This window comes from Streptomyces sp. NPDC000410, from assembly GCF_040300305.1.
GTDB lineage: Bacteria > Actinomycetota > Actinomycetes > Streptomycetales > Streptomycetaceae > Streptomyces.
On record NZ_JBEPDM010000019.1, the window covers coordinates 108,182 to 129,917 of the forward strand.

The following is a 21,736-nucleotide window of genomic DNA, read 5'->3' on the forward strand; positions in this document are numbered from 1 at the left end:
GGGCAAGCCCCCAGACCCCCGTACCGCCCTTCGGGCGGTGTCCTCAAACGCCGGACGGGCTGATTTCCGGCGCCCCAACCCCCGCCCACCCGCCAGGGACAGCGGGCGGGGCGGATACGCTCGGGGTATGCAGGCGACCTCGTACACGTACGACCCAGAAACCCGCAGCGGAAGCGTGCTGCTCGACGACGGCACCCCCGTCGCGTTCGACACCGCCGCCTTCGACGCCGGCGGCCTGCGGATGCTGCGCCCGGGCCAGCGCGTCCGGATCGAGACCGAGGGCGAGGGCGAGGGCCTGCGGATCACACTGGTGACGCTGCAAACACTCTGACTCCCCCCGAACGCGCCGCGGGCCGGGCTCCCCTCGGGGAGTCCGGCCCGTCGCGTGAGTGGCCCTGTGCTGCCGTGCCGCTTACCTCTTCGCGGCGGTGGCCTTCTTGGCCGTGGTCTTGCGCGCCGTCGCCTTCTTCGCGGGCGCCTTCTTCGCCACCGCCTTCTTCGCGGGAGCGGTCTTCTTGGCCGCGGCCTTCTTCGCCGCGGCGGTGGTCTTCGCGGGAGCCGCCTTCTTGGCCGCCGCGGTGACCTTCTTGGCGGGGGCCTTCTTGACGGCGGCCTTCTTCGCCGCGGTGACCTTCTTGGCGGGAGCCTTCTTGGCCGCCGCCTTCTTGGCGGTGGCCTTCTTGGCGGCGGCCTTCTTCGCCGCGGCCTGGAGGCTGCCCTTCGGCGCCTTCTTGACGGCGACTTCGCCGCCCTTGGGGAGCTTCTTCGAGCCGCTGACCAGGTCCTTGAAGCCCTGTCCCGCACGGAAGCGCGGAACGGAGGTCTTCTTGACCCGCACGCGCTCACCCGTTTGCGGGTTACGAGCGTAACGGGCCGGACGGTCGACCTTCTCGAACGAGCCGAAGCCGGTGACCGAAACCCGGTCGCCGCCGACAACCGCGCGGACGATCGCGTCGAGTACCGCGTCGACAGCCTCGGCGGCCTGCTGACGGCCGCCCATCTTGTCGGCAATCGCTTCTACGAGCTGCGCCTTGTTCACGTCTTCCCCTTCGGAGACATTGCCGGAACGAAACTGTTCAAGCCTTTTCGCACGTTAGGCAGATATATACCGCAAATCAAACACGAAACGGGCTAATCACCCTAGTGCCGCAACGAAGTCGACTGTCGCGGCCACGCGGCGGAGCCGCATATCGGCCCAGCCACCGGGTGATCAGTCACCTTGGGGGAAACGACCTTCATCGAGGTCCTTCATCAACCGGTCCAGACGCCTTGCGGCATCCGCGAGATCGTGCTTCGCCACAGCCGTGACGGCCAGCAGCTTCCGGGACAGCGCCATCCTTACGCCCTCCGGGACTTGCAGTTCACGCACCCGCGTGTGCGCTTCCTTCAATCGGGCGGCGACTGCCTCGTAGAGCTCGAGTTGGCTGTCGCGTTCCATGCACCGATTGTGCCATCTGGGGCGAGTTGTCGCCCGAGGGGGTATCAACAAGCGACTGCGCCCCCCACCGGACGGTGGAGGGCGCAGTACGGGAAAAGCGCTGCTCAGACCTCAATTGTACGGGGCTTGAACGACGGGCGGGACACCTCGTAGGCCGCGATGTCCGCTTCGTTCTGAAGGGTGAGGCTGATGTCGTCGAGTCCGTTCAACAGCCGCCAGCGGGCGTTCTCGTCCAGCTCGAAGTCGGCGGTGATGTCTCCCGCGCGGACCTGGCGCTGCTCCAAGTCGACGGTGACTTCCGCGTTCGGGTCGGACTCGGTGAGCTCCCACAGCCGGTCCACCGTCTCCTGCGGCAGAACCACGGTCAGCAGGCCGTTCTTGAGCGAGTTGCCGCGGAAGATATCGGCGAACCGGGAGGAGATGACTGCCTTGAAGCCGTAGTTCTGCAGCGCCCAGACGGCGTGCTCGCGGGACGAGCCGGTGCCGAAGTCGGGGCCGGCGACCAGGACGCTGGCGCCCTGCCGCTCGGGCCGGTTGAGGACGAAGTCGTCGCTCTTGCGCCAGGCCTCGAAGAGACCGTCCTCGAAGCCGTCGCGGGTGACCTTCTTCAGCCAGTGGGCCGGGATGATCTGGTCGGTGTCGACGTTGGAGCGGCGCAGCGGGACGGCCCGGCCGGTGTGCGTGGTGAAAGCTTCCATGGTTTTCAGACTCCGGCGGGCGTACGGGTGGCGGTGTCGGACAGGTCGGCGGGCGAGGCCAGGTGGCCGACCACCGCGGTGGCGGCAGCGACCTGCGGCGAGACCAGGTGGGTCCGGCCGCCCTTGCCCTGCCGGCCCTCGAAGTTGCGGTTCGAGGTGGACGCGGAGCGCTCACCGGGGGCCAGCTGGTCGGGGTTCATGCCCAGACACATCGAGCAGCCCGCGTGCCGCCATTCGGCGCCGGCCTCCTTGAAGACCTTGTCCAGGCCCTCTTCGACGGCCTGCAGGGCGACCCGCACCGAGCCGGGAACGATCAGCATCCGTACGCCGTCGGCGACTTTGCGGCCTTCCAGGATCGCGGCCGCGTTGCGCAGGTCCTCGATCCGGCCGTTGGTGCAGGAGCCTACGAAGACGGTGTCGACCTTGATGTCGCGCAGCGCCTGCCCGGCGGTCAACCCCATGTACTCCAGGGCCTTTTCGGCCGCGAGGCGCTCCGAAGCGTCCTCGTACGAAGCCGGGTCGGGGACGTTCGCCGACAGCGGGGCGCCCTGGCCGGGGTTGGTGCCCCAGGTGACGAACGGGGAGAGCGAGGCGGCGTCGATGAGCACCTCGGCGTCGAAGACGGCGTCGTCGTCGGTGCGCAGGGTCTTCCAGTACGCGACCGCCGCGTCCCAGTCCTCGCCCTTGGGGGCGTGGTCACGGCCCTGGAGGTAGTCGAACGTGGTCTGGTCCGGGGCGATCATGCCCGCGCGGGCGCCGGCCTCGATCGACATGTTGCAGATGGTCATCCGGGCCTCCATCGAGAGCTTCTCGATGGCGGAGCCGCGGTACTCCAGGATGTAGCCCTGGCCGCCACCCGTACCGATCTTGGCGATGATCGCCAGGATCAGGTCCTTGGCGGTGACGCCGTCGGGCAGTTCGCCCTCGACGGTGATCGCCATGGTCTTGGGGCGGGCCAGCGGCAGCGTCTGGGTGGCCAGCACGTGCTCGACCTGCGAGGTGCCGATACCGAACGCGAGCGCGCCGAAGGCGCCGTGGGTGGAGGTGTGGGAGTCACCGCAGACCACGGTGGTGCCGGGCTGGGTCAGTCCCAGCTGCGGTCCCACGACGTGGACAACGCCCTGCTCGACATCGCCCAGCGGGTGCAGACGTACGCCGAACTCGGCGCAGTTCTTGCGCAGGGTCTCCAGCTGTGCGCGGGAGACCGGGTCGGCGATGGGCTTGTCGATGTCGAGGGTCGGGGTGTTGTGGTCCTCGGTCGCGATGGTGAGGTCGAGCCGCCGCACCCGACGGCCGTTCTGCCGCAGACCGTCGAAGGCCTGCGGGCTGGTCACCTCGTGCAGGAGATGGAGATCGATGAAGAGGAGGTCGGGCTCGCCCTCGGCGCGCCGGACGACGTGGTCGTCCCAGACCTTCTCCGCGAGTGTCCTACCCATCGCTTTCCCTCCGGCCCGGCAGCTTCGCCGGGCCCAACTAGAGATCAATTGCGCCGCCGTCCGCACTTTGGTACCGGCGGGTAACGCGGGCCCTTGTGCGGCCGTACATCCAGGTTCGCAACTTCTCGGAGAAATTGAACTTGCGTTTCACAGAGTGAGACGTGAGTATCGTTGCATGGACAACTCTAGCGGCGTCGGCGTTCTCGACAAGGCAGCTCTGGTACTGAGCGCCCTGGAGTCCGGTCCGGCCACCCTCGCCGGGCTGGTCGCGGCGACAGGGCTCGCACGACCCACGGCACATCGCCTTGCCGTGGCTTTGGAACACCACCGGATGGTGGCGAGGGACATGCAGGGCCGGTTCATCCTCGGTCCCCGGCTGGCCGAGCTGGCCGCGGCCGCGGGCGAGGACCGCCTGCTCGCGACGGCGGGGCCGGTACTGACACATCTGCGCGATGTGACCGGCGAGAGCGCGCAGCTCTACCGCCGGCAGGGAGACATGCGCATCTGTGTCGCGGCGGCCGAGCGGCTGTCCGGACTGCGGGACACGGTGCCCGTCGGCTCCACACTGACGATGAAGGCCGGCTCCTCGGCCCAGATCCTGATGGCCTGGGAGGAGCCGGAGCGGCTGCACCGCGGTCTGCAGGGCGCGCGCTTCACGGCGACCGCCCTGTCGGGCGTACGGCGCCGGGGCTGGGCCCAGTCGATCGGCGAGCGCGAGCCGGGCGTGGCGTCCGTGTCCGCGCCCGTACGGGGGCCGTCGAACCGGGTCGTGGCGGCGGTGTCCGTCTCCGGCCCGATCGAGCGGCTGACCCGCCACCCGGGCCGTATGCACGCCCAGGCGGTCATCGACGCGGCCGCCCGCCTCTCGGAGGCCCTGCGCCGTACGAGCTAGCAGGGTGGGACGGGGTGGGTGCGGGTGGGCGCGCCTGCGGCGGGCTTTGGTCCCTACCCGCCCCTACGCCCCATTCCAGCCCGTCCGGCGATTGAGGACACGGCCGAAGGCCGTACGGGGGTCTGGGGGCTCGCCCCCAGTTTTCGGGAAGGGGCGGGGCGGGGAGAAGGCTCCGCGCAGCGGCCCCCACCCGCGCCCCCACCCCTCACGCCGCCCCCAACCGCTCCGCCGCGCGCTCGCCCCGGCGGGCGACCGGGGCGACTCCCGCCGCAGCGCCCAGCCCGAACGCGGGCATGTTCATGTAGATGTTCTCGTACGAACCGGCCGGCACGATGTACGTCTCGTGCCAGATGCCGACATTGCCCTTCCCCTCCCTCGCCCGGCGGTTGAACGCCGCCCACGCCGGCCGGTGCTCCTTGTCCTGCGCGGACGCGTACGCGAACAGCTTCTCCTTCGACTCCCAGTACTGGACGGTGTACAGCACCCTCGGGCCGCCCATCAGCAGCTGGTAGCCCCGAAGTCCACTGCTCTTGTCCTTCGACAGTTCCTTCAGCATGCGCGGCATGGCCAGGAACACCGGCCACCAACTGCGCACCGCCCGGAAGCTGTTGATGCGCATTCCGATGAGGAAGACGATCACTTCCCCCTCCGCGTCGGCTGTCATACGCCCCTGAACCGGCTTGTCGCTCATCGCACGTCTCCCTCACGGGTATCGTTGGATAGTGGAGCTATCCCCTATTTGGATAGTGCCACTCTCCAATGAAAGGCGCAAGGGAAATGAGACTGGCAGAGCTCAGCGAGCGCAGCGGCGTACCCACCGCCACGATCAAGTACTACCTGCGCGAGGGCCTGCTCCAGCCAGGCCGGCGGGTCACCGCGACCCAGGCCGAGTACGACGACGAGCATCTGCGCCGCCTCCGCCTGGTGCGCGCGCTGATCCAGGTCGGCGGGATTCCGGTGGCCGCCGCCCGCGAGGTCATCACGGCCATCACCGACGACAGCCTCGACCACCACATGCGCCTCGGCGCCGCGGTCTGGGCCATCCCGCACGGCCCGGAACCGGACGAGGGGGATCTCTCCACCAGCGCCGCCCGCCGCACGGCCGACACCCTGCTGGAACGGCTCGGCTGGGGCTTCGGCCGGGAGGTCGGCGCGCAGTCGCCGGCGTACCGGATGCTGATCGCCGGGATCGCCACGATGGACCGGCTGGGATACCCCTGCGATGTGGAGCACCTGTCTCTGTACGCCCGCAGCGCGGCCGAACTGGCCTCCGTCGACCTCGACTTGGTGGAGGAGTACGAGGGCGAGGAGCAACAGGTGGAGGCGGCGGTGGCGCTGACCGTGCTGTACGAGCCGGTGCTGCTGAGCCTGCGCAGGCTGGCGCAGGCCGAGGAGTCCCACCGCCGTTTCGGCTGACGGGCCGGGCCGACCAGGCCCGGCCCGTCAGCCGGGCGCACGAGAAAGGCCCTCCCCTGATGGGGAGGGCCTTCTCTTCACGTACCCCCGACCGGATTCGAACCGGCGCTACCGCCTTGAGAGGGCGGCGTGCTAGGCCGCTACACAACGGGGGCAAGATCTGCGAGCCCACGCGACAGAGTCGCATGTCCGCGCTGGGCTACCAGGACTCGAACCTAGACTAAATGAACCAGAATCACTCGTGCTGCCAATTACACCATAGCCCATGGTGGTTTAGACCAGTACCCCCGACCGGATTCGAACCGGCGCTACCGCCTTGAGAGGGCGGCGTGCTAGGCCGCTACACAACGGGGGCCCTAGCGATCCTGCATCAGGATCACCGGGAGCGACCCTGGTGATCCCGCGGGAAGGATCTGTACCCCCGACCGGATTCGAACCGGCGCTACTGCCTTGAGAGGGCAGCGTGCTAGGCCGCTACACAACGGGGGCTTTGCAGATGAGCTCTGCGAGCTGGCCTACCAGGACTCGAACCTAGACTAACTGAACCAGAATCAGTCGTGCTGCCAATTACACCATAGGCCACCAAAACTCAACCCCCCTGCGGGGGTTTTGTTCGGGTTGTGCGCTGTCGGTACCGGGTTTTCGACCCGCTCCCCTCGGCGCAGGAAGAACATTACCTGAAGGTGGACGGCGCTCCAAAACGGGTATCCGACCGCAGCAGGCCGGGAAGCTCCGCGAGGCCCGTGATCCGGATCAGCTCGGGCCTGCCGCCCAGCCCTGCCCGGTCCAGCCAGATCCCCGTGAGCCCCGCCGCCACCGCCCCCTGCGCGTCGATGTCCGGTTGGTCGCCCACGTACGCGATCTCCTGCGGCGGCAGCCCGAGCGCGTCGCACGCGGCGTGGAAGGCGGCAGCCTCCGGCTTGGAGACCCCGAGCTCCACGGCGCACAGGACGGCCTCGAAGCGGTCCCGTACGCCGAGGGCCCGCAGCTTGCGGTCCTGGTTGTGGATCGAGGAGTTCGACAGGACGGCGTGCCGGTAGTCCCCGTCGAGCCGGTCCAGAACCGGCAGGAAGTCCGGGAAGAGCGCCCAGACGGCCTCGTAGTGCACCACGTGGCAAGCAAACCAGCCGTCCGCCTCGTCGTCGCTCAGCTCCCTGGCGAGGAAGCCGCGGACCCGGTCCCGCCGCTGCCCCTGGAAGTCCGTCTCCCCGGCGGCGAAGCGCGCCCAGTGGTGATCGGTGAGCTCCCGCCAACGGGCGAGGGCCTGCTCCGCGGACGTGTATCCGTGGGGCAGGCCCTCGTGCTCCAGCATGCGCCGCAGTCCTTCGCGGTCGGCGCCGGTGTAGTCGAAGATCGTGTCGTCGATGTCCCAGAGGACCCCGCGGATCGGCATGGACCCAGGCTAGCCCCGACACCGCCCCCGGCTGGGGGTTCGGGGGTCACCCCCCGAAGAATGCAGTGTCGATGCCCCAGAGGACCCCGCGGATCGGCATGGACCCAGGCTAGCCCTGACACCGCCCCCGGCTGGGGGTTCGGGGGTCACCCCCCGAAGAATGCAGTGTCGATGTCCCAGAGGACCCCGCGGATCGACATGGACCCAGGCTACGGCCGCACGGCTGCGGGGTGGGCGTGGGCGGCGCGTCCGGCCGGGTCATGGTCTCCGGCGCGGCGCCCGGCCCGAAAACGTCCCGGGGGGCGGCAGCCGCACCGGCTGCCGCCCCCGAAGGCCGTACGAGAACCGCTCAGGCGGCCAGCTTCGCCAGCGCCGCGTCGATGCGGGCCAGGGTCTTCTCCTGGCCGAGGATCTCCAGGGACTCGAAGAGCGGCAGGCCCACCGTGCGGCCGGTGACCGCGACGCGGACCGGGGCCTGGGCCTTGCCGAGCTTGAGGCCGTGCTCCTCGCCGGCGGCCAGGACCGCGTTCTTGAGGGACTCGGGGTCGCTCCAGTCCGCCGCCTCCAGCTTGGCGCGGGCGGTGCGCAGCAGGGCGTCGGAGCCCTCCTTCATCGCCTTCTGCCAGGACGCCTCGTCCTCGACCGGCTGCGGCAGGAAGAGGAAGTCGACGTTGGCGGTGATGTCTGAGAGGACGGTCAGGCGGGTCTGGGCGTGCGGGGCGATCGTCTCCCACTTGGCCTGGTCGAAGTCCTCGGGCGCCCAGTTGGCGTGCGGGGTCTCCAGCCAGGGCTTGCAGGCCTCGGTGAACGCCTTCACGTCGAGCCGGCGGATGTGGTCCGCGTTGATCGCCTCGGCCTTCTTGAGGTCGAAGCGCGCCGGGTTGGCGTTGACGTCCGCGATGTCGAACTTCTCGATCATCTCCGGGATCGTGAAGATGTCCTGGTCGGCCGAGAAGGACCAGCCGAGCAGGGAGAGGTAGTTGAGCAGGCCCTCGGGCAGGAAGCCGCGCTCGCGGTAGAGGTTGAGCGAGGCCTGCGGGTCGCGCTTGGAGAGCTTCTTGTTGCCCTCGCCCATGACGTACGGGAGGTGGCCGAAGGCCGGGATCTCCTTGGCGATGCCGAGCTCGATCAGCGCCTTGTAGAGGGCGATCTGGCGCGGGGTGGAGGAGAGCAGGTCCTCGCCGCGCAGCACGTGCGTGATCCCCATCAGGGCGTCGTCGACGGGGTTGACCAGGGTGTAGAGCGGGGCGCCGTTGGTACGGACGATGCCGTAGTCCGGCACGTTCTCCGGGGTGAAGGTGAGTTCGCCGCGGACCAGGTCGGTGAAGGTGATCGGCTCGTCGGGCATCCGGAAGCGGACGATCGCCTTGCGCCCCTCGGCCTCGTACGCGGCCTTCTGCTCGGCGCTCAGGTCGCGGCAGTGGCCGTCGTAACCGGAGGGCTTGCCCGCCGCGCGCGCCGCCTCGCGGCGCTCGTCGAGCTCCTCGGTGGTGCAGTAGCAGAGGTACGCGTGACCGGTGTCGAGGAGCTTGTCGGCGATGCCGACGTAGATGTCCATGCGCTGCGACTGCCGATACGGCTCGTGCGGGCCGCCGACCTCGGGGCCCTCGTCCCAGTCGAGCCCGAGCCAGCGCAGCGAGTCGAGCAGCTGGTTGTACGACTCCTCGGAGTCGCGGGCCGCGTCGGTGTCCTCGATGCGGAAGACCATGGTGCCCTGGTTGTGCCGGGCGAACGCCCAGTTGAACAGGGCGGTGCGGACCAGGCCCACGTGGGGGTTGCCGGTCGGCGAGGGACAGAAACGTACGCGGACGTTCGCGTTAGCCACGCTTGATCACCTTGTTGGTGAGAGTGCCGATGCCTTCGATGGTGACGGCGACCTCGTCGCCGACGTTGAGGGGGCCGACCCCGGCGGGAGTGCCGGTGAGGATGACGTCTCCGGGGAGCAGCGTCATGGCCTCGGTGATGTGGACGACCAGGTCCTCGATGGAGCGGATCATGTCGCTCGTACGACCCAGCTGGCGCTGTTCCCCGTTGACCGTGCACTGGATCGTGAGGTCGTGCGCGGCCGCCAGGTCGATGCCGGTCTCCACCCAGGGGCCGAGCGGGCACGAGGTGTCGAAGCCCTTGGCCCTGGCCCACTGCTTCTCGCGCTCCTGGGCGTCGCGCGCGGTGACGTCGTTGGCGCAGGTGTAGCCGAAGATGACGTCCTGGACGCGCTCGCGCGGGACCTCGCGGCACATGCGGCCGATGACGACGGCGAGCTCGGCCTCGTGGTGCAGCTCACTGGAGAAGGAGGGGTACTCGATCGCGTCGCCGGAGCCGATCACCGAGGTGGTGGGCTTGAAGAAGGCGATGGGGAGGTCGGGAACCTCGTTGCCGAGTTCCGCGGCGTGCTCCGCATAGTTGCGGCCGATGGCCACGACCTTGTTGGGGAGTACGGGCGGCAGGAGCCGGACCTTGCTCAGCGGGACCTTTGTTCCGGAGAGCTCGAAATCGGCGTAGGGAATGCCCTTGATGATGTCGAGGACGAGGCCGGCGGGGTCACCGGTCCCGTCGCCCTCGACCGCGCCGAAGGCGACATTGCCGTCGATGGAGAATCTGGCGATGCGCACGGATGCCTCGCGCCCCTCTGCTCTGTGTCCGCTGGCTGGAGTCTGACGCTCCAGGCTATCCCGGGAGCGGGGCCCGGCCTCTCGTATTACCGCGCGGCGGCGGCGTCGGCCGTCACAGCGGCCGGGGCGTCGATCAGCGTCGTACGGCGGGGGTTGGCCGTCTGGACGGGAAGGTCGAGCGAGTGCTCCGGCAGCGCTTCCGGCTGCAGCTCGCCGGCGTCCCGGAGGTGGGCCAGCGTGGTGCGGCGCGGGTTGGCTATGTTGCGGAACATCATCGTCGTCTTCATCGCGCGATCGCTCTCTTCTCTTCTTCTACAGAGTGGCGGGACTTGTAAACCGAAAGGCTAAACATCCAATTCCCTGCGAATGCATGGATAGGACAACGATCAGCATGTGAGTTTCCTCACCAGCGAGCGGGCAATTCAGTCATTCCGGACGGCGATCGAGCCCCCCAGAAACGGACATTGGGTAATTGAATGCGCCATTCCGCTCCTGATCATCGCGACTGGGACACCCTCGACTCTCGGCCGACTCCTCCACAAGCGCCCGATTTAGCCGTGATCACTCTCTACAGCTCGTGACACAACGATGACAACGTGTCACTCAGGTCACGGGCCGGTACTCGGCCCTTGTTGCAGATCCGGCACTGTGCTGGAATTCCACGCACCGCCGCGGGTTTCAGACCGGCGCGCAGGGGGCGCAACGCAGCGCCAAGTGGCGGCGGGAAGGGGGAGCAGCGCCGGTCACACCACGACCACGATGGGGCACGATCCGCGCCCCACGACGCCGACACCGTCCCGCCGTTCACGCGGAGGGACGCCTGGTCCAGAGGTTGCGACGCTAGTGCAGGGACGTTTCAAGAGGGACAGCACGGGGTCTCCCCAGGCCCGCAAGGGCCGAGGGGAAGCTGCGGCCGAGCAGCTGCCGCACGGCGGGACCGACCGCGGCTCCTCCCCCCAGCACGCCCAGAACCAGGGACCCGCGGGCGACGGCGGTGACCGCGGTACGCGCACCGGTGCGCCGTCCGGCGCCGAACCGGCGGCCTCCCCCACCCCCGGGGGCCCCGCCGACGCGGGCTCGCGAATAGCCCTGCGCAACTGGCGCATCAGCACGCGTCTGGTCTCCCTGCTCACACTCCCCGTGGTCGCCGCGACCACGCTGGGCGGGTTCCGTATCAACGAGTCCATGGCCGACATGGAGCAGCTGGAGCACATGCAGCTGCTGACCAAGATGACTCGTGAGGCGACCGCCCTGGCCCAGGCGCTCCAGAACGAGCGCGACCACGCGGCCGGCCCGCTGATGCACGGGGGCAAGGCGACCGACTTCAAGGTCGCCCAGCCCCGCAAGGTCACCGACCAGCGCAAGGCCGCCTTCCTCGACGCGACGAACGACATCGGGGACACCACGGGCGACGAGGCCCTGGAGAGCATCCGCGCCAACGTCGCCGCGATCGCCGCGGAAGTCCACAAGATCGACAAGCTCCGCTCGACCGCCTACCAGCAGAGGGGTTCGAGCGCCCAGACGATCGCGAACTACGGCCGTCTGATCGACTCGCTGCTCAGCCTGTCCCAGGACATGGCCCAGGCGACCAGCAACCCCGACATGATCAAGCGGACCCGTGCGCTGGCCGCGTTCTCCTCCGCCAAGGAGTTCGCCTCCATGCAGCGCGCGGTCATCGCCGCGGCGCTTCCCGCGAACGCCCAGGAGGTCGGCAACCTCAGCGAGAACGACCGCCTCGTCGGCGAGGACGCCAAGTCCAACGAGGAAGCGGAGATGAGGCAGTTCGGCTCGATCTACTCCTCGTACGGCGGCAACGCGGAAGCCCTGCTCGCCCCGCTGACCGGCGGCAACTCCGAGATCGAGAAGGCCGACTCGTACCGGACCCGGGTGCTGCGCAACACCTCCCTGATCAAGGGCGAGAAGCGCAGCTACCTGGACTGGACCGACCAGGCCGACACCAAGATCCAGACCATGAACGTGATCGAGGCCGATCTGCTGGACCAGATGGACAGCAAGGCCCGCGAGCTGAAGAACGAGTCCCAGCAGGAAGCCATCATCAACGGTGCGCTGATCCTGCTGGTGCTCGGTGTCTCGCTCGTCGGCGCCTTCGTCGTGGCCCGGTCCATGATCCGCTCGCTGCGGCGGCTCCAGGACACCGCCACCAAGGTCGCCCAGGACCGGCTGCCCGAGCTCGTCAAGCAGCTCTCCGAGGCTGACCCGCAGGACGTCGACACCCAGGTCGAGTCGGTCGGTGTGCACTCCCGGGACGAGATCGGCCAGGTGGCCGCGGCCTTCGACGACGTGCACCGCGAGGCGGTCCGCCTCGCCGCCGAGCAGGCCCTGCTGCGGGGCAACGTCAACGCGATGTTCACCAACCTCTCGCGCCGCTCGCAGGGTCTCATCCAGCGTCAGCTGTCGCTGATCTCCGAGCTGGAGTCCCGCGAGGCCGACCCGGACCAGCTGTCCTCCCTCTTCAAGCTGGACCACCTCGCGACCCGTATGCGCCGTAACGGCGAGAACCTCCTCGTCCTCGCGGGTGAGGAGCCCGGCCGGCGCTGGACCCGGCCCGTCCCGCTCGTCGACGTGCTCCGTGCCGCCGCCTCCGAGGTGGAGCAGTACGAGCGCATCGAGCTGGCCTCCGTACCCGCCACCGAGGTCGCGGGCCGCGTCGTCAACGACCTCGTGCACCTCCTCGCCGAGCTGCTGGAGAACGCCACGTCGTTCTCCTCGCCGCAGACCAAGGTCCGGGTGACCGGTCACGCGCTGCCGGACGGCCGCGTGCTCGTCGAGATCCACGACACCGGCATCGGCCTCTCCCCCGAGGACCTCGCCGCGATCAACGAGCGGCTCGCGTCGCCGCCCACCGTGGACGTGTCGGTGTCGCGCCGCATGGGTCTGTTCGTGGTCGGCCGGCTGTCCCTGCGGCACGGCATCCGGATCCAGCTGCGCCCCTCCGACTCCGGTGGTACGACCGCGCTGGTCATGCTCCCCGTCGACGTCGCCCACGGCGGCAAGAAGCCCCCGGCCAAGCCCGGTGCCGGCGCGCAGAACGGCGCCCCGCAGGCGCCCGCCGGCCCGGCCGGTGGCCGTCCCGGTCTCGGTGGCGGTCCGGCCGGTGGTCCCGGCGGCCGTCCCGGTCCCGGTGGTGCGTCCGTCGGGCGCCCGGCCGCCGGTGCGCCGATCGGACAGGTCGGCGCCGGGCAGGCTCCGCGTGCCGCGCTGCCGGGACGCGACGGCGGCCCGCTCCAGGGCGGCCCGCAGCAGGACCCGTCCCGTGAGCCCGCGCGTCAGGGCGGCGCTCCCACCGGCGCGTTCGGCGCCGACAGCGGCCGTGGCCGGCACGGCGCCCACGCGGCCCCGGCCCAGGGTGCCCAGGACCGTAACGACGGCCGCCAGGACGGCCGGGCCCCCGGCGGAGGCCGCCAGGGCTCCCCGGCCGGCTCCGACCGCGGCCGTCAGCTGCCGCCGACCGGTGCCCCGCGTGCCGAGCTGCCCGGTGGCGCCCCGCAGCAGCCCCGCCAGCCGCGCCCGGAGACCACCAGCTGGGGCAGCGAGCAGTCGTCCGCCCCGCAGCGCCCCTCGCTGGACGCCCCGCGCGGCCACGAGGAGCCCGAGTCCACCGGTCAGTACGCCCGTCCGACGGGCGACCTGCGCCAGGACCCCGGCGCCACCGCCGAGTTCCCGCGGCCGGACTTCTCCGCGCCGCGCCAGGACCCGGCGGCCACCGAGCAGTTCGCCCGCCCGGACTTCAGCCAGCCGCGTCCGCCCGCCCCCGCCCAGCCCAACGCCGCCCCGCGCCAGCGCGGCCGCGACACCGCCGACTTCGGGGTACCGCGTCCGCCGGCCGCGAGCCTGCCCGCACAGCAGCAGCCCGAGGCGCTGCCGCCGGCGTCGGGCCCGGGTGACGGCCGTACGCCGCTGTTCGACACCCTGGAGACGAACTGGTTCCACGGCGCGCCCGGGGGCCAGGCCGACGGGGGCGCGCAGCCCCCTGCCGTACCGCAGCAGCAGCCGGTCACCCCGGCCACGCCGCCGCGCCGTCCCGCAGCGCCCACCGGTCACACCGGTCAGCCGCAGGCGGGCAACCCGAGTGGCGCCGCCTGGCGCACCTCGCCCAACGACGAGCTGGTGCGCCAGGCCGAGCGGGTCCGCAAGCCCGCGGCCGGCGGAATCACCACCTCGGGTCTGCCCAAGCGGGTGCCGCGCGCCAATCTGGTGCCCGGAACCGCGCAGGAGCAGAACCACCAGACAGGTCCGCAGGTCTCCCGCGCCCCCGACGACGTCCGGGGCCGGCTGACCAATCTTCGTCGGGGTATCCAGCAGGGTCGTCAGGCGGGAGGCTCCGGCGACACCGGCAGCTTCAACCTCGGCCCCACTCACCAGCAGGAGCGATAGTTGAGCCCGATGAGCCAGGCGGCGCAAAATCTCAACTGGTTGATCACCAACTTCGTGGACCACACCCCCGGGGTGTCCCACACGGTCGTGGTCTCGGCGGACGGACTCCTGCTGGCGATGTCCGAGGGGTTCCCGCGCGACCGCGCCGACCAGCTGGCGGCGGTCGCGTCCGGGCTGACCTCGCTGACCGCGGGCGCCTCCCGCATCTTCGAGGGCGGCCCGGTCAACCAGACCGTGGTGGAGATGGAGCGGGGGTTCCTCTTCATCATGTCGGTCTCGGACGGCTCTTCGCTGGCCGTGCTCGCCCACCCGGACTGCGACATCGGCCTCGTGGGCTACGAGATGGCCCTCCTGGTCGACCGTGCGGGGACGGTCCTCACCCCGGACCTGCGCGCCGAGCTCCAGGGGAGTCTCCTGCACTAGAAGCGCCAGACCCAGGAAGCCTGCCGAACGGATGTACGCTCCCACGTATGTCCGAGAGGTACCCCTCGACCTCGATCCGCCTACTCACCGTCAGGCCGCCCCATCCGGCCCCCCACCGGCCCAGTCAGACGGCACAGCCGACCACTTGCTGTCACGCCCGGAGGATTCATGACCCCGCCCCCCGCCTCTCACGATCCGTACGGTGTCTCTGTGGACACCGATTACGGACATGAAGGCGACCAGCCGCTGGTGCGCCCGTACGCGATGACCGGCGGCCGGACCCGGCCCCGCTACCAGCTCGCCATCGAGGCGCTGGTCAGCACCACGGCCGACCCCGCGCACCTCGCGTCGCTGCTGCCGGAGCACCAGCGGATCTGCCACCTGTGCCGCGAGGTCAAGTCGGTGGCGGAGGTGTCGGCGCTGCTGTCGATGCCGCTCGGTGTCGCGCGGATCCTGGTGGCGGACCTGGCCGAGGCGGGCATGGTGGCGATCCACCAGCCGGGTAACGGAGAGGCCGGCGGCACACCGGATGTGACTCTGCTCGAAAGGGTGCTCAGTGGACTTCGCAAGCTCTAGCGGCGGTGCGGCCCGGTCGACCACCAGCGCGAAGATCGTGGTGGCGGGCGGCTTCGGCGTGGGCAAGACCACGTTCGTCGGCGCCGTCTCGGAGATCAACCCGCTGCGTACGGAAGCCGTCATGACGTCCGCGTCGGCGGGCATCGACGACCTCACCCACACCGCGGGCAAGACGACGACGACCGTGGCGATGGACTTCGGCCGTATCACGCTCGACCAGGACCTGATCCTTTACCTGTTCGGTACGCCCGGACAGGACCGTTTCTGGTTCATGTGGGACGACCTGGTCCGCGGCGCGATCGGCGCGGTGGTTCTGGTGGACACCCGCCGTCTCGCCGACTGCTTCCCCGCCGTCGACTACTTCGAGAACAGCGGCCTGCCGTTCGTCGTGGCCCTCAACGGATTCGAGGGGCACCAGCCCTACACGCCGGAGGAAGTGCGCGAGGCGCTGCAGATCGGACCCGACACCCCGATCATCACCACCGACGCCCGGCACCGCGCGGACGCGAAGAGTGCCCTGATCACGCTGGTGGAACACGCACTGATGGCCCGACTCAAGTAGTCGTGCCCATAAGGCAGTTGTCGTAGACCCCGAGGAGGCGGACTGTGTCCTTTGACACGGTCCGCCTCCGTGTTCATAACGTTTCGACAGAGAATTGGCCACGGTCGGCCACCCGACGCATCCAGCTGGTGCCACTGCGCTCACACTGGTCCCGCTATTTGACGCCGCTCGCTCTTTATGCCCGTTTTATCTGAGGCGTGGAGCACTCCGAATGGCTTGTTTCCGCTGTTTGGAAGGGAACCGCTCCACGTGCTGAAATCAACGAACTCGTGAGTAGTACGGCCCTGAACAAAAAACGGCACAACGTAGGTGCCGACGCCGAGAGGTTGTTGGTCGAGTGAGGCGAAGCAATACGAGCTCCGCGGAGCAGCAGGCGCGGGGAAACTTCACCCCGCCCCCGCGTGCGGCGGCATCGCCTGCCGATGTGCAGCCCGTAACACCCCCCACCAGTGGCAGCACCAGCAAGCTGTCCCCGCGCAACTGGCGTGTGCCCACGCGGCTGAACGCGATCCTCCTCATACCCGCGCTGGTCGGCCTCGTCATGGGCGGCTTCCAGGTCAAGGGATCGGTCGACACCTGGAACGAGGCGCAGGACGCCGAGAAGACGGCGCTGATCGTGCGCGCCGCCTCGGAGTACGGCCAGGCCCTGCTCAACGAGCGTGACCTCACCGCCGAGCCGCTCCTCCAGGGCAAGCGCGACGCCGAGATCGTCAAGCAGACCCGGGCCGCCACCGACTCCGCCGCGGCGAAGTTCGACGAGGCCGTCAAGGACATGCCCGAGGGCGAGGGCCTCAAGCCGCGTCTGGAGCGCCGCCTCAAGCTCTTCAAGGACGAGGAGCCCAAGCTCCAGGACCTGCGCAAGGCCGCCTACAGCGTCGCGATCGAGACTCCCGACAAGTCGGACGAGAAGGGCGGCCCGGTCGCCACGCAGGAGGGCTACACGCTCATCCAGCACTCCCTGATGGAGTTCTCCAACGAACTCGGCTTCGGCACCGGCAACGTCAGCAGCTTCGGCCGTACGGTCTACGCGATCCAGCTCTCCAAGGCCGCCGAGTCGCTGCAGCGCTCCATCGGTATGGAACTGCTCGTGCGGCCCAACGAGAAGAAGTCCATCAAGGCCGGTCAGACGGTCGCCTTCTCCTCGTACGCGTACCTCGAGGGCATCGCCATCGCCGAGTACGTCTCCGGCGGTACGGCCGAGGACACCGAGAAGCTCAAGTCCGTCATGGGCGGCAAGGCGGAGGAGGGCGCCAAGAAGCTCGCCGCCGCGGCCCAGCAGGCTCAGGCCGCCGGGGTGGACTTCAAGGCTCCGCCCTCCAAGGACGGCTCCGTCTACGACGGCATGGTCGCCGCGATCAGCACCGGCGCCAAGCCGGACGAGCTCGCCGAGGACGGTGTGACGCCCACGGTCTGGATGGCCGCGTCCACCGCGAAGTTCGAGGGCTACTCGGAGATCGAGAAGGAACTCGTCGACAAGGCCGTGGCCGAGGCCGGCCGGGTCTCCGACGAGGCCAAGACCGACGCCATCGTCAACGCCCTGATCGTCGTCATCGCCCTGCTCACCGCGTTCATCCTGGCCGGTCTGGTGGCCCGCCAGATGAGCCGCGCGATGCGTGAGCTGCGTACCGCCGCGTTCGGCATCGCCGAGCAGCGTCTGCCGATGCTGGTCGACCAGCTCTCCCGTACCGAGCCCGGCCGGGTCGACACCCGGGTGCAGCCGATCCCGATCGACACCCAGGACGAGATCGGCGAGGTCGCCCGCGCCTTCGACCAGGTCCACCGCGAGGCCGTCCGGCTCGCCGCCGAGCAGGCCCTTCTGCGGGGCAACGTCAACGCGATCTTCACCAACCTGTCGCAGCGCAACCAGGCACTGATCGAGGGCCAGCTGACCCTGATCACCGACCTGGAGAACAACGAGGCCGACCCGGACCAGCTGGAGAACCTCTTCAAGCTGGACCACCTGGCGACACGTATGCGCCGCAACGGCGAGAACCTCCTCATCCTCGCGGGCGAGGAGCCGGGCCGCCGCTGGAACCAGCCGGTGCCGCTGGTGGACGTGCTGCGCGCCGCCTCCTCCGAGGTGGAGTCGTACGAGCGCATCGAGCTGACCGGCGTGCCGGAGAGCGAGATCCACGGCCAGGCCGTGACCGACCTCGTGCACCTGCTGTCGGAGCTGCTGGAGAACGCCACCACGTTCTCCTCCCCGCAGACGAAGGTTCGCGTCACCGCAACCAGGCTGCCCGATGGTCGAGTCATGATCGAGATCCACGACAAGGGCATCGGCCTGACCGCCGAGGACTTCGCGGACATCAACCACAAGCTGGCCAACCCGCCGACCGTGGACGCCGCCATCTCGCAGCGCATGGGCCTCTTCGTGGTCGGCCGCCTCGCCGACCGGCACGGCATCCGTGTCCAGCTCCGCCCCTCGGGCGAGCAGGCCGGCACGACCTCGCTGGTGATGCTCCCCGACGCGATCACCCACGGTGGCGGTGGCGAGCACGTCCCGGACGACGACTTCACCGTCTCCCAGATGATCCCGCAGCAGCAGGCCTTCGAGGCCGCGCCGCTGCGCACGGCGGCCGAGCTGGGCTTCGACGACTCCCGCTACGAGGAGCCGTCGGAGGACGGCCGCCAGCTGGACCCGGTGAACCGCTCCCTGATGCGCGAGGAGCGCCGTGCGGCGCTCGAGGCCCAGTCCCACGTCGGCGAGCGGCCGCTGTTCCAGGACGAGCTCCAGCAGCAGCCGTACGGCGAGCAGGAGCACTACGACCAGGGCCAGTACGCCACCGAGCAGAGCTACGACCAGGGCTACGCGGCCCCGGAGCCGCAGGCGGCGTACGAGCAGAACGGCTACGGCTACGAGGGCGACCAGGGCTACGACCGCACCGGCGAGTACCCGGCCCCCGGCGGTTATCCGGAGCGCGCCGAGCAGGCCTATTCAGAGGGCCCGTACGATGCTCCCCAGGAGCCCGAGCAGCAGTACGGCAACCAGTACGACCAGCACTCCCGCCAGGGAGAGTGGCCGGATCAGGGCGCGTACCAGGGTGCGTACGAAGCGGAGTACCGGACGGAAGCGGAATCTGCTCCGGACGCTCCCGCGAACGCCTCCGAGCGCGTAGGCTTCGACCGTCCGGGCCCCACCCCGAGCAACAGCCACCAGCTGACCGACGCCGGTCTGCCGCGCCGCGGCAACAGCCAGCAGGGCCAGCAGTGGCAGCCCTCCGGCGCCGACAACGGACAGCAGGCACCGGCGGGTCAGCCCAGGCAGGCCCCCGCGGCCCCGCAGGGCGGACGGACCGAGGCGGATGGCTCCGACGAATGGCGCTCGACGAACGACGAGCGCTGGCAGCGGGCCGAGAAGCTCCGTGAGCCCAAGGCTGGCGGAGTGACCCCCTCCGGTCTTCCCCGGCGCGTCCCGAAGGCCAATCTGGTCGAGGGAACGGCGGAGCAGACCCCGCAGGGCGGCCCCCAGGTCTCCCGCGCCCCCGAAGACGTCCGCGGCAGGTTGAGCAATCTGCGGCGGGGCGTGCAGAAGGGCCGCACCGCGGGAACGGACATGAACGGATCGGCCACTTACGATCGACACAGTGGCCCGGGTAGTGACTACAACCAGGAGCGTTAGTGTGAGCCCGATGAGCCAGGCGGCGCAGAATCTCAACTGGTTGATCACCAACTTCGTGGACAACACCCCCGGGGTGTCCCACACGGTGGTGGTCTCCGCCGACGGACTCCTGCTGGCGATGTCCGAGGGGTTCCCGCGTGACCGCGCCGACCAGCTGGCGGCGGTCGCGTCCGGTCTGACCTCGCTGACCGCAGGCGCCTCCCGCATCTTCGAGGGCGGGGCCGTCAACCAGACCGTGGTGGAGATGGAGCGCGGCTTCCTCTTCATCATGTCCATCTCGGACGGCTCTTCGCTGGCCGTGCTCGCCCACCCCGAGGCGGACATCGGTCTCGTGGGCTACGAGATGGCCCTCCTGGTCGACCGTGCGGGTACCGTCCTGACCCCGGACCTGCGCGCCGAGCTCCAGGGAAGTCTTCTCAACTAGCAGACAGGCAGTGCGTTTCTCGCCACCGCACCATAGGGTGCGGTGGCGCGGCTCCACAGGGACTTGGACCGGCGTACGGCATTCGTAGGAGGAAACGTGGCAACACCCCCAGGCGGACACCCATATGACGGTGGTCACCAGGCTTCGGGTGAACACGGCCAGAACCGCTTCAACTTTCCCTCCACGCCGAGCAGACAGGGCGGCCCGCAGCCTTACCAGCGGCCGCAGCAGCCGTACGACCCCTCGTACCACCAGCCGCAGCAGCCCCGGACCCAGCAGCCGGCGCCGAAGCGGCGGACCCCCGAGCCGACCGCCGCTTCGGCCACCCACAACCCGTTGGTGCGCCCGTACGCGATGACCGGCGGCCGGACCCGGCCCCGCTACCAGCTCGCCATCGAGGCGCTGGTCAGCACCACGGCCGACCCCGCGCGGCTGCAAGGGCAGTTGCCCGAGCACCAGCGGATCTGCAGGCTGTGCTTCGAGATCAAGTCGGTCGCCGAGATCTCGGCACTTCTCTCCATCCCCCTCGGCGTTGCCCGGATCCTCGTCGCCGACCTGGCCGAGGCCGGACTCGTCGCCATCCACCAGCCCGGCGGCGACGAGGCCGCCGGCGGCCAGCCAGACGTGACACTGCTCGAAAGGGTGCTCAGTGGACTTCGCAAGCTCTAGCGGCGGTGCAGCCCGCTCAACCACCAGCGCGAAGATCGTGGTGGCGGGCGGCTTCGGCGTGGGCAAGACCACGTTCGTCGGCGCCGTCTCGGAGATCAACCCGCTGCGTACCGAGGCTGTCATGACGTCCGCGTCCGCGGGCATCGACGACCTCACCCACACCGGAGACAAGACCACGACGACCGTGGCGATGGACTTCGGCCGTATCACCCTGGACCAGGACCTGATCCTGTACCTCTTCGGTACGCCCGGACAGGACCGCTTCTGGTTCATGTGGGACGACCTGGTCCGCGGTGCCATCGGCGCGGTGGTTCTGGTGGACACCCGCCGTCTCGCCGACTGCTTCCCCGCCGTCGACTACTTCGAGAACAGCGGCCTGCCGTTCGTCGTGGCCCTCAACGGATTCGAGGGGCACCAGCCCTACAGCCCGGACGAGGTGCGCGAGGCGCTGCAGATCGGACCCGACACCCCGATCATCACCACCGACGCCCGCCACCGCGCGGACGCGAAGAGCGCGCTCATCACCCTGGTCGAGCACGCGCTGATGGCGCGCCTGCGGTAGTCCCTGCTACCGCTCGTACGCCGCGCACCTCCGCCACGCGTTTGTCAGCCGCCGGGGCCCGAATCGGGCCCCGGCGGTTTTCGTGTGTACGCGACTGACCGGCGCTCAGCCGACGAGTGCTCAGCCGACGAGTGCTCAGCCGACGGGTACTCAGCTGATGGGTACCCAGCTGATGGGGAAAAGGTACGGCCCCGTACTCCCCGGGAAACGGGGGGTACGGGGCCATGCGCGTTCGGGCTGGAGGTCAGCCCTGCCAGCTGTGCGGGGCGCGGAAGCCGGACTGACGCTCCAGGCGGCGCCAGCCGGCCGACGTGCGGCCGCGGTGGGCCGGGGCCGCGTCGGGCTGGGCGGCGGCGCGGGCGAGGAGGACCGCGGTGATCGCGGCCAGCTCCTCGGCGTCGGCGTGACCCTTCTCGACGCGGAGCAGGGACTCGGCGGGAATGCTCATCTGCAGTGATCTCCTTGTGGGCTACTGCGGGGGGTTGCCGTGTTTGCGCGAGGGCAGGTCGGCGTGCTTGGTGCGGAGCATGGCGAGGGACTTGATGAGGACCTCGCGGGTCTCGGCCGGGTCGATGACGTCGTCGACGAGGCCGCGCTCCGCGGCGTAGTAGGGGTGCA

The 21,736-nt window shown here is 69.7% G+C and carries 22 protein-coding genes and 5 tRNA genes; 11 read left to right on the forward strand and 16 right to left on the reverse strand.

From position 1 onward, the window contains the following. Positions 1-127 precede the first annotated feature (127 nt). The gene (locus ABT342_RS20570; protein WP_351575534.1) at positions 128-331 is read left to right on the forward strand and encodes a hypothetical protein; all 204 of its coding nucleotides are present in this window, start codon (positions 128-130) and stop codon (positions 329-331) included. A gap of 81 nt (positions 332-412) precedes the next feature. Here ABT342_RS20570 and ABT342_RS20575 read toward each other — a convergent pair whose 3' ends face one another. From ABT342_RS20575 to leuC, 4 genes are all read right to left on the reverse strand, one after another. After that, positions 413-1,039 (reverse strand): HU family DNA-binding protein, encoded by a 627-nt coding sequence (locus ABT342_RS20575; protein ID WP_351575537.1) that lies wholly within the window; start codon positions 1,037-1,039, stop codon positions 413-415. 171 nt (positions 1,040-1,210) lie between these two features. Next, on the reverse strand, positions 1,211-1,438 hold the full coding sequence (locus tag ABT342_RS20580; protein ID WP_093653521.1) for an SCO5555 family protein: 228 nt from the start codon (positions 1,436-1,438) through the stop codon (positions 1,211-1,213). 104 nt (positions 1,439-1,542) lie between these two features. Continuing rightward, positions 1,543-2,136, reverse strand: coding sequence for a 3-isopropylmalate dehydratase small subunit (gene leuD, locus ABT342_RS20585; protein ID WP_351575540.1), 594 nt, complete (start codon positions 2,134-2,136; stop codon positions 1,543-1,545). A 5-nt stretch (positions 2,137-2,141) separates the two neighbouring features. Continuing rightward, a complete protein-coding gene (leuC, locus tag ABT342_RS20590; protein WP_351575542.1) occupies positions 2,142-3,572 on the reverse strand; it encodes a 3-isopropylmalate dehydratase large subunit in 1,431 nt (476 codons plus the stop codon). A 175-nt stretch (positions 3,573-3,747) separates the two neighbouring features. Between leuC and ndgR the strand changes: the two genes are divergently transcribed. Further along, positions 3,748-4,464: an IclR family transcriptional regulator NdgR gene (ndgR, locus tag ABT342_RS20595; protein ID WP_326652847.1), complete on the forward strand. Its 717-nt coding sequence runs from the start codon at positions 3,748-3,750 to the stop codon at positions 4,462-4,464. A gap of 205 nt (positions 4,465-4,669) precedes the next feature. On the opposite strand, the gene ABT342_RS20600 is transcribed toward ndgR, so the two are convergent. Then, positions 4,670-5,155, reverse strand: a complete 486-nt coding sequence (locus ABT342_RS20600; RefSeq protein ID WP_351575546.1) for a DUF4188 domain-containing protein — start codon at positions 5,153-5,155, stop codon at positions 4,670-4,672. 86 nt (positions 5,156-5,241) lie between these two features. Here ABT342_RS20600 and ABT342_RS20605 point away from each other — a divergent pair, with 86 nt between their 5' ends. Then, positions 5,242-5,880 carry a MerR family transcriptional regulator gene (locus ABT342_RS20605; RefSeq protein ID WP_351575549.1) on the forward strand — a complete coding sequence of 213 codons (639 nt, stop codon included), beginning with the start codon at positions 5,242-5,244 and terminating at the stop codon, positions 5,878-5,880. An 82-nt stretch (positions 5,881-5,962) separates the two neighbouring features. Here ABT342_RS20605 and ABT342_RS20610 read toward each other — a convergent pair. The 9 genes from ABT342_RS20610 to ABT342_RS20650 form a co-directional block, all read right to left on the reverse strand. Then, positions 5,963-6,035, reverse strand: a tRNA-Glu gene (locus ABT342_RS20610). Between the two features lie 39 nt (positions 6,036-6,074). Then, positions 6,075-6,146, reverse strand: a tRNA-Gln gene (locus tag ABT342_RS20615). A 16-nt stretch (positions 6,147-6,162) separates the two neighbouring features. After that, positions 6,163-6,235, reverse strand: a tRNA-Glu gene (locus ABT342_RS20620). Positions 6,236-6,296: 61 nt separating this feature from the next. Continuing rightward, positions 6,297-6,369, reverse strand: a tRNA-Glu gene (locus ABT342_RS20625). A gap of 21 nt (positions 6,370-6,390) precedes the next feature. Beyond that, positions 6,391-6,462: transfer RNA gene (locus tag ABT342_RS20630), tRNA-Gln, on the reverse strand. Between the two features lie 91 nt (positions 6,463-6,553). Next, positions 6,554-7,273: an HAD family hydrolase gene (locus ABT342_RS20635; protein WP_351575552.1), complete on the reverse strand. Its 720-nt coding sequence runs from the start codon at positions 7,271-7,273 to the stop codon at positions 6,554-6,556. Between the two features lie 349 nt (positions 7,274-7,622). Next, complete coding sequence (gene gltX / locus ABT342_RS20640; RefSeq protein ID WP_351575555.1) at positions 7,623-9,098, reverse strand: glutamate--tRNA ligase; 1,476 nt, start codon at positions 9,096-9,098, stop codon at positions 7,623-7,625. Continuing rightward, a complete protein-coding gene (locus tag ABT342_RS20645) occupies positions 9,091-9,885 on the reverse strand; it encodes a fumarylacetoacetate hydrolase family protein (RefSeq protein ID WP_351575558.1) in 795 nt (264 codons plus the stop codon). Before ABT342_RS20645 ends, gltX begins: the two co-directional genes overlap by 8 nt. 86 nt (positions 9,886-9,971) lie before the next feature. Beyond that, positions 9,972-10,172: a hypothetical protein gene (locus tag ABT342_RS20650; RefSeq protein WP_351575561.1), complete on the reverse strand. Its 201-nt coding sequence runs from the start codon at positions 10,170-10,172 to the stop codon at positions 9,972-9,974. Positions 10,173-10,728: 556 nt separating this feature from the next. Between ABT342_RS20650 and ABT342_RS20655 the strand changes: the two genes are divergently transcribed. The 8 genes from ABT342_RS20655 to ABT342_RS20690 all read left to right on the forward strand — a co-directional run bounded on the left by ABT342_RS20655 (position 10,729) and on the right by ABT342_RS20690 (position 21,118). After that, positions 10,729-14,280 (forward strand): nitrate- and nitrite sensing domain-containing protein, encoded by a 3,552-nt coding sequence (locus ABT342_RS20655; RefSeq protein ID WP_351575563.1) that lies wholly within the window; start codon positions 10,729-10,731, stop codon positions 14,278-14,280. A gap of 9 nt (positions 14,281-14,289) precedes the next feature. Then, on the forward strand, positions 14,290-14,703 hold the full coding sequence (locus ABT342_RS20660) for a roadblock/LC7 domain-containing protein (protein WP_351575606.1): 414 nt from the start codon (positions 14,290-14,292) through the stop codon (positions 14,701-14,703). Positions 14,704-14,871: 168 nt separating this feature from the next. Continuing rightward, entirely contained in the window at positions 14,872-15,279 is a 408-nt protein-coding gene (locus ABT342_RS20665) for a DUF742 domain-containing protein (protein ID WP_351575565.1), read from the forward strand. Next, positions 15,260-15,841 carry a GTP-binding protein gene (locus ABT342_RS20670; protein ID WP_351575568.1) on the forward strand — a complete coding sequence of 194 codons (582 nt, stop codon included), beginning with the start codon at positions 15,260-15,262 and terminating at the stop codon, positions 15,839-15,841. Before ABT342_RS20665 ends, ABT342_RS20670 begins: the two co-directional genes overlap by 20 nt. A 337-nt stretch (positions 15,842-16,178) precedes the next feature. Then, positions 16,179-19,463 (forward strand): sensor histidine kinase, encoded by a 3,285-nt coding sequence (locus ABT342_RS20675; protein ID WP_351575571.1) that lies wholly within the window; start codon positions 16,179-16,181, stop codon positions 19,461-19,463. 10 nt (positions 19,464-19,473) lie between these two features. Continuing rightward, positions 19,474-19,887, forward strand: a complete 414-nt coding sequence (locus ABT342_RS20680) for a roadblock/LC7 domain-containing protein (protein WP_026057603.1) — start codon at positions 19,474-19,476, stop codon at positions 19,885-19,887. Positions 19,888-19,983: 96 nt separating this feature from the next. Further along, positions 19,984-20,556: a DUF742 domain-containing protein gene (locus ABT342_RS20685; protein ID WP_351575574.1), complete on the forward strand. Its 573-nt coding sequence runs from the start codon at positions 19,984-19,986 to the stop codon at positions 20,554-20,556. Then, positions 20,537-21,118: a GTP-binding protein gene (locus tag ABT342_RS20690; protein ID WP_351575577.1), complete on the forward strand. Its 582-nt coding sequence runs from the start codon at positions 20,537-20,539 to the stop codon at positions 21,116-21,118. The genes ABT342_RS20685 and ABT342_RS20690 overlap by 20 nt, the downstream gene beginning before the upstream one ends. 244 nt (positions 21,119-21,362) lie before the next feature. On the opposite strand, the gene ABT342_RS20695 is transcribed toward ABT342_RS20690, so the two are convergent. Together ABT342_RS20695 and ABT342_RS20700 are read right to left on the reverse strand one after the other, a co-directional pair. Then, positions 21,363-21,566 (reverse strand): acyl-CoA carboxylase subunit epsilon, encoded by a 204-nt coding sequence (locus tag ABT342_RS20695; protein ID WP_351575580.1) that lies wholly within the window; start codon positions 21,564-21,566, stop codon positions 21,363-21,365. A gap of 21 nt (positions 21,567-21,587) precedes the next feature. Then, on the reverse strand, positions 21,588-21,736 hold a 149-nt coding region (locus tag ABT342_RS20700), incomplete at its 5' end, for a carboxyl transferase domain-containing protein (RefSeq protein WP_351575609.1).

Excerpts from the sequence above, each read along its gene's own strand:
- ABT342_RS20570 (WP_351575534.1), top strand. The coding sequence starts at position 128 with ATGCAGGCGACCTCGTACACGTACGACCCAGAAACCCGCAGCGGAAGC.
- ABT342_RS20580 (WP_093653521.1), bottom strand. The coding sequence starts at position 1,438 with ATGGAACGCGACAGCCAACTCGAGCTCTACGAGGCAGTCGCCGCCCGA.
- leuD (WP_351575540.1), bottom strand. The coding sequence starts at position 2,136 with ATGGAAGCTTTCACCACGCACACCGGCCGGGCCGTCCCGCTGCGCCGC.
- leuC (WP_351575542.1), bottom strand. The coding sequence starts at position 3,572 with ATGGGTAGGACACTCGCGGAGAAGGTCTGGGACGACCACGTCGTCCGG.
- ndgR (WP_326652847.1), top strand. The coding sequence starts at position 3,748 with ATGGACAACTCTAGCGGCGTCGGCGTTCTCGACAAGGCAGCTCTGGTA.
- ABT342_RS20600 (WP_351575546.1), bottom strand. The coding sequence starts at position 5,155 with ATGAGCGACAAGCCGGTTCAGGGGCGTATGACAGCCGACGCGGAGGGG.
- ABT342_RS20605 (WP_351575549.1), top strand. The coding sequence starts at position 5,242 with ATGAGACTGGCAGAGCTCAGCGAGCGCAGCGGCGTACCCACCGCCACG.
- ABT342_RS20635 (WP_351575552.1), bottom strand. The coding sequence starts at position 7,273 with ATGCCGATCCGCGGGGTCCTCTGGGACATCGACGACACGATCTTCGAC.
- ABT342_RS20650 (WP_351575561.1), bottom strand. The coding sequence starts at position 10,172 with ATGAAGACGACGATGATGTTCCGCAACATAGCCAACCCGCGCCGCACC.
- ABT342_RS20660 (WP_351575606.1), top strand. The coding sequence starts at position 14,290 with ATGAGCCAGGCGGCGCAAAATCTCAACTGGTTGATCACCAACTTCGTG.
- ABT342_RS20665 (WP_351575565.1), top strand. The coding sequence starts at position 14,872 with ATGACCCCGCCCCCCGCCTCTCACGATCCGTACGGTGTCTCTGTGGAC.
- ABT342_RS20680 (WP_026057603.1), top strand. The coding sequence starts at position 19,474 with ATGAGCCAGGCGGCGCAGAATCTCAACTGGTTGATCACCAACTTCGTG.
- ABT342_RS20695 (WP_351575580.1), bottom strand. The coding sequence starts at position 21,566 with ATGAGCATTCCCGCCGAGTCCCTGCTCCGCGTCGAGAAGGGTCACGCC.